Origin of the sequence: Photorhabdus heterorhabditis, from assembly GCF_018448905.1 — a bacterium.
GTDB lineage: Bacteria > Pseudomonadota > Gammaproteobacteria > Enterobacterales > Enterobacteriaceae > Photorhabdus > Photorhabdus heterorhabditis.
This window is the reverse complement of the sequence record NZ_RCWA01000097.1, coordinates 1-2,736: the sequence shown is the minus strand read 5'-3', so window position 1 is coordinate 2,736 and position 2,736 is coordinate 1. Positions and strand designations below refer to the sequence as shown.

Below are 2,736 nucleotides of genomic sequence, written 5' to 3'. Positions count from 1 at the left end.
CTGAGTTGAGTAAGCTCACCGGCAAAGCCTGCTGCATCAATGACAGGGCATCATCCACCAGATGAATCGCCCCCCCCCGGGACAACGGCATCAGACATTCAAAAATCGACAGGTCGAAGTTCATCGATGTCGAGAAAAGTGTCTCCCGGCTTTCTTCCGCCGCAAACGCCTGCCGCGCCCAGCACAAGAAGTTCACCGTATTCCGGTGCTCAATCATTACCCCTTTGGGTACGCCGGTAGAGCCGGAGGTATAAATCACGTACGCCAAATGACTGGCAGTCAGCGCAGATATCGGTGGATTGCTGTCCGGCTGCTCTGGCTGAGTATTCGGGTCAAGCACAATCAGGCCGGTCAGGGCTGTCTCACCCAGTGCGCCGCATCCCGTACTGTCTGCCAGGACAATCGACGGGGCGGCATCAGTCAGAATATGAGCCAGACGTTCCCCCGGATAAGCCGGGTCCAGTGGCACATAAGCCCCACCAGCTTTCAGTACCGCCAAGATCCCCACCACCATGGCCGGAGAACGTGATACGCAAATCGCCACCCGCTGATCAGGCTCTACGCCCAGAGCAATCAGCTGATGAGCCAGCTGGTTAGCGCGGGCATTTAATTGTGCATAACTGAGGGTCTGCGCTTCATGCACTAACGCAGTTGAGTCCGGGGTTTTCTCCACCTGTTGTTCAAACAACTGATGAACACATAACGGGTCAGGGTAGGCGGTTTCTGTGGCGTTCCAAGTTTCCAGTAACAACCTGCGCTCTGCCGGGGCCAAAATATCGATTTCCCCGATCCGCTGTTGAGCAGGAGCAACCATGGCTTGCAGTACCGTGTGCAGATATCCCACCTGCCGTTCTATGGTCGGTTGATCAAACAGCGCGGTGGCATAACCCAGCGTACCCACAATCCTGCCTTCCTGTTCTGACAAGCTAAGTTCGAGATCAAACTTGACAACATCAAAGGCTTGATCGACCGCTGACACGCCTAGCCCCGGCAGTTTCCATTCCGGGTTCTCATTATTTTGCCAGGCAAACATCACCTGGAACAACGGCGTATGCGCCAGTCGGCGTGGCGGTTGCACGATTTCCACCACCTGCTCAAACGGTAAATCCTGATGCTCCTGTCCCGCTAAAGCGGTTTGCCGTACACGCGCCAGTAATTCAGTCACGGTCAGTTCACCGGACAAATCCATGCGCAACGCCAGCATATTCACAAAGAACCCGATCAACGGTTCCACTTCCTGACGACTGCGACCGGCACTCGGTGTTCCAATCACCACATCTTCCTGACCTGACAGGCGCGACAGGACCGTCGCCCAAGCGGATAACAATGTCATGAATAACGTGACACCGTGCTGCTCACTCAGGCGTTTCAGGGCGGTCGTTAACTCTGCATCCAAAACAACCGGCACGACATTGCCGGCAAACGACTGCTCAGGCGGACGGGGCCGGTCAGTAGGTAGATCCAGCAGAACCGGCGCGTCAGCCAGCATGGTGCGCCAATAGTCGGATTGAATCCGGGTACGTTCAGCCGACAGCCACTGACGCTGCCAGGCGGCGTAATCCGGGTATTGAATCACCAGCGGTGGTAATGGGTCCGGTTGCCCGGCCAGAAACGCCGTATAGAGCGCGTTCAGTTCACGTATCAGCACACTGGCAGACCAGCCATCAGAAATAATATGATGCTGGGTGAGCAGGAACCGGTATTCGTCATCGGCAAGCCGAATAAGGCAGGCACGGATAAGCGGACCTCGATCAAGATCAAATGACGTGTAGGTTTCTCCGACGCTCAAGCGCTCAAGCACTATGTCGGCATCCGGGAGTCCACGCAGGTCATGTTGAGATAAAGGCAAGCCACTATCCGCTTCCAACAGCCGTACCTGCGGCTGACCGTCAACCGAGACAAAAACAGAACGTAACGCCTCATGACGGGCGAACAGGGTATCCAGCGCCCGCTGCCAGGCCACGATATCCAGTTGACCACCTAAGCGCAGGGCCATCGGGATATGATAAGTCTCGCTGACACCATCCAGTTGAACCAAGAACCACAGACGCTGTTGAGCAAATGACAACGGCAACGCTTCCTCGCGGGATATCGGCAGAATGGCCGGCAGGCTAGCGTTCTGTTGACCAGACCGGGCCTCCATGACCTCAGCAAAAGCCATCAAAGTAGGAGACGTAAACAGGGTGGTCAGCGGCAGTTCAACACCCAACGCCGCTACCCGGTTTATCATCCGTACCGCCAGCAACGAATGGCCCCCCAAAGCAAAGAAATTATCGTGCCGGCTGATCTGGTCAATCCCCAGCAACTCACACCAAATCGCCGCCAGGGTGGTTTCTGTCTCCCCCTCCGGCGCCGCATAGACCTGACGGGCAAACGCCTCACTGTCCGGGGCCGGCAGCGCCTGACGATCCAACTTACCGTTAGGCATCAATGGCAACACATCCAGCCGCACAAAGGCCGACGGCACCATATAATCCGGTAAAATCGCACTCAGGTGAGTACGCAGACTGTTGACCAGCCCCTCATGGGCTTCCGCCGCCACATAAGCCACCAGCCGTTTTTCCTGCCCTTCTCCCAGCGCCAGTACCACCGCTTCATTCACCGCCGGGTGTTCTACCAACCGGGCTTCAATTTCCCCCGGCTCTATCCTGAAACCACGGATTTTAACCTGATGGTCGTTACGGCCCAGGAACTCCAGATTGCCCTCCGGCAGGTAGCGGGCCAAATCCCCGGTGC

1 protein-coding gene is annotated in these 2,736 nt (G+C 56.6%); it reads right to left on the bottom strand.

Annotation, left to right across the window (positions count from 1 at the left end):
• A partial coding sequence (locus EAE89_RS22590; RefSeq protein WP_214086629.1) for a condensation domain-containing protein occupies positions 1-2,736 on the bottom strand: 2,736 nt, incomplete at both ends.